Genomic DNA, 3,209 nt, shown 5'->3' on the forward strand with positions numbered 1-3,209 from the left:
GATTTTATACTCATGTTAGCGAATTTTGGCATATTGTTCTTTAAACAGAATTGGAGTTATTATACTTTTAGTGAAGAGAGTAAATATAGATGAATGGGATTTACAGCAGGCATATTTAACGAATGAAGAAATTGCTAATGGGAAATGAACTTCATTTTAGAGATTATTCACATATACGGCTCTCTTGGAAGATTTATAATAGATTATGTCTCTAATTTTCATAAAATCGCCTCCAATAAAAGAAGATTTTACTGATTATGGAAACTCCTTTGAACGAATTCAAAAGTGACGAAAAAACAAAAAAATCCCTGCTAAATAGCAGGGATTAAATAAATACATTTAATTTTGGTCTTTTTCCCTTATTTTTAAGAATTCAAGACCTCTAAGCAGAGCGTCTCCGCCTAAACCGGCAATAATCGATAAAGAAACAACTTTAAATGCTGAATCAGGCTCGGAAAAAGTGATTAAACAAGCAGCAGCAAGTCCACCTAAAATTACTTCTTCTAAAAAACCCAAGTAAATGAATTTTTTCGTTTTTCTAGGCTTGATAATTCTTCCTTCTTTTCGAATATGTCCTGCAGCACCGACAAGTCCACCAATCAAAAAAGCGAAGAAAATGTTCAAATACATTTGGACTTCACCTCCTAAAGTCGAGATTTTTTTAGCGACCTTAGGTTGATTCTGGATGTAATATTAGTTTATAAAATTTTCCAAAAAATAGAATGTGTATAAATATTCATTTTTCAGAAAAGTCTGTAGTCAAGAAATCATAGATTTTTAGATAATTATAAGAAATTAACATGATTATGTATTCATATAAAAGAAAAAGCCGGCAAAAAGATGCCCGCTTTCATTCATGCTAATGAATATGCCGATATACACCAATGACTTTGCCTAAAATGGATACATTACGGAGAATAATTGGCTCCATTGTAGAGTTTTCTGGTTGAAGTCTAATATAATCTTTTTCCTTAAAGAATCTCTTAACAGTTGCTTCGTCATCCTCAGTCATCGCAACAATAATATCGCCATTATTGGCAGTTTGCTGCTGCCTTACAATGACATAATCCCCGTCAAGAATTCCTGCCTCTATCATACTTTCACCCATAATTTCGAGCATAAAAACCTGATCAGCATCAGGTGCCAGTCTTTCGGGCAGCGGAAAATATTCCTCAACATTTTCAATAGCTGTAATCGGCTGACCAGCTGTTACTTTTCCTACAATTGGAACATTCACGATCTTATAGTCAGGAGCTTGTACAGTTCCTTCTAAGTCTAATATTTCAATAGCACGCGGTTTCGTTGGATCTCTCCGAATTAAGCCTTTGCTTTCTAATCTAGCAAGGTGGCCATGGACAGTAGAGCTAGAGGCTAAACCCACTGCTTCGCCAATTTCTCTAACAGATGGTGGATAACCTTTTTGTCTCACTTCCTCTTTAATAAAATTTAATATATCCTGCTGCCTTTTTGATAATTTCGCCATCATAATCACACCTCTTATGATTTTCTTTCCCTAATTATAGCACCACTTACAATATAGTACAAACATAAGTTCGAATAATTGTTGACACAAAACAAATGTTCGGTTTATAATAAAAACCAATAAGCGAACATATATTCTTAATGAGGTGTGTAAGTATGAAAAAATTGTGGAATCAATATTCGTATGCTATTATTCTATTCGTTTTAAGCTTTTTTACCGCGTTCATCTTAATAAATCAGCTTGGAGAATCCGAAAATATTAAATATATAAAAATTACTGTCAATGATGGCGATACATTATGGCAAATAGCTGAAGAATTTTCAATGGATCATGAATTAACAGCAATAGAATTTATTAGCTGGGTCGAGCGGAATAACGGAATTTCAGGGGAAAGAATCTTTCCGGGAGATGAACTCGTCATTCCTGTATTAAAGGATTATTCATCAGAAGTTCATACCGAGTTAGCAAGTTCCCAATAAAAATATTTTGTGGAAGGGCATTACACATGAAAGCAATTATTTATTGTAGAGTAAGTACAACGAAAGAATCACAGGAAACATCATTGGCTAGACAAGAGGAAGAATTAACAGAGCTAGCAATTAAAAATGGCTTCGAAATTGTTCAAGTCATTCGCGAACAGGCTAGCGGCTATGATTTAGATCGCAATGGAATTATTAATCTCCTATCACTTATTAAAGATAAGGAAATAAAATATGTTCTTATTCAGGACGAGACTAGACTTGGCAGAGGCAATGCAAAAATGGCTATCCTACACTGTATATTAAAAGAAGGTGTTTTATTATATAGTGTTACCCACAACGGGGAGCTTCAGCTATCTGAATCGGACTCAATGGTATTAAATATCGTAAGTTTGGTGGAGGAATACCAAAGGAGAATACATAATATAAAAATTAAGCGGGGAATGAGGCGTGCTGTCCAAAAAGGATTCAGACCTGAGAAAAACCTTACAAATCTCGGCATGCATTCAGGCAGGGATCGTATTGAGGTACCCATTGAAGAGATCGTAAGACTCAGGAAAAATGATTTAACATTCTCAGAAATTGCAGCAACACTTACAGGGCTTGGATATCAAATATCTAAAGCAACAGTACATCGAAGATACCAGGAGTATATCGATACAAAAGCAGTGATAGAAAAGTAATGCGAATAATTCTTAAATATATATTGCTGAAACTCTATCAAATTGGGTAGGGTTTTTTCTTAATATGCCTTTCTTGTCAAAATGGCTCTTTTTTAGTAACATTGCAATGGGATTCAATGAAAAAATAAAGGAGCTAAACTATGCTGCCAAAAGATAAACTAAATCGAATTAATGCTCTTGCAAAGAAGGCAAAGGAAGTAGGATTAAATGAAACCGAGGCGAAGGAACAGTCTGCCCTGCGCAAAGAATATTTACAGACCTTTCGCTCATCTATGCTGACTACGCTTAAAGGTGTTACCATTGTTGACCCTAAAGGAAATGATGTAACCCCTGAAAAGCTTAAAAAGGTACAAAACAAAGATCTGTTACATTGATGAGTAAGAAACATGAATTGAAGGATACAGCAAATGTTTCCTTCCTTACATATACATAAGTTTTTAAGGCAAAATAATAAATAATAGAATTTTAAGCATTATTTATACATTTTGTTGTATTAGAAGGGCGCTAACTTTAATATTAGAAGAGTAATAATAATTAGCAGAAGGGATGTATCACATGTTTGAT

General features: G+C 34.2%; 5 protein-coding genes. 3 read left to right on the forward strand and 2 right to left on the reverse strand.

What is annotated here, in order from left to right; genetic code table 11:
• Nucleotides 1–339 precede the first annotated feature (339 nt).
• Nucleotides 340–630: a DUF4257 domain-containing protein gene (locus V7164_RS15710; RefSeq protein ID WP_335354539.1), complete on the reverse strand. Its 291-nt coding sequence runs from the start codon at nucleotides 628–630 to the stop codon at nucleotides 340–342.
• Between the two features lie 229 nt (nucleotides 631–859).
• On the reverse strand, nucleotides 860–1,483 hold the full coding sequence (gene lexA, locus V7164_RS15715; protein WP_335354544.1) for a transcriptional repressor LexA: 624 nt from the start codon (nucleotides 1,481–1,483) through the stop codon (nucleotides 860–862).
• Between the two features lie 155 nt (nucleotides 1,484–1,638).
• Here lexA and yneA point away from each other — a divergent pair, with 155 nt between their 5' ends.
• The 3 genes from yneA to V7164_RS15730 all read left to right on the forward strand — a co-directional run bounded on the left by yneA (nucleotide 1,639) and on the right by V7164_RS15730 (nucleotide 3,019).
• Complete coding sequence (gene yneA / locus V7164_RS15720) at nucleotides 1,639–1,962, forward strand: cell division suppressor protein YneA (RefSeq protein ID WP_335354540.1); 324 nt, start codon at nucleotides 1,639–1,641, stop codon at nucleotides 1,960–1,962.
• Nucleotides 1,963–1,988: 26 nt separating this feature from the next.
• Nucleotides 1,989–2,645, forward strand: a complete 657-nt coding sequence (locus V7164_RS15725) for a YneB family resolvase-like protein (protein ID WP_335354541.1) — start codon at nucleotides 1,989–1,991, stop codon at nucleotides 2,643–2,645.
• Between the two features lie 140 nt (nucleotides 2,646–2,785).
• The gene (locus V7164_RS15730) at nucleotides 2,786–3,019 is read left to right on the forward strand and encodes a DUF896 domain-containing protein (protein WP_335347875.1); all 234 of its coding nucleotides are present in this window, start codon (nucleotides 2,786–2,788) and stop codon (nucleotides 3,017–3,019) included.
• Nucleotides 3,020–3,209: the final 190 nt, after the last annotated feature.

It is taken from the genome of Bacillus sp. JJ1474 (genome assembly GCF_036965225.1).
Classification (GTDB): Bacteria; Bacillota; Bacilli; order Bacillales; family Cytobacillaceae; genus Cytobacillus.

Coding starts and splice junctions, on each gene's coding strand:
- lexA (WP_335354544.1), bottom strand. CDS start 1,483: ATGGCGAAATTATCAAAAAGGCAGCAGGATATATTAAATTTTATTAAA.
- yneA (WP_335354540.1), top strand. CDS start 1,639: ATGAAAAAATTGTGGAATCAATATTCGTATGCTATTATTCTATTCGTT.
- V7164_RS15730 (WP_335347875.1), top strand. CDS start 2,786: ATGCTGCCAAAAGATAAACTAAATCGAATTAATGCTCTTGCAAAGAAG.
- V7164_RS15725 (WP_335354541.1), top strand. CDS start 1,989: ATGAAAGCAATTATTTATTGTAGAGTAAGTACAACGAAAGAATCACAG.
- V7164_RS15710 (WP_335354539.1), bottom strand. CDS start 630: ATGTATTTGAACATTTTCTTCGCTTTTTTGATTGGTGGACTTGTCGGT.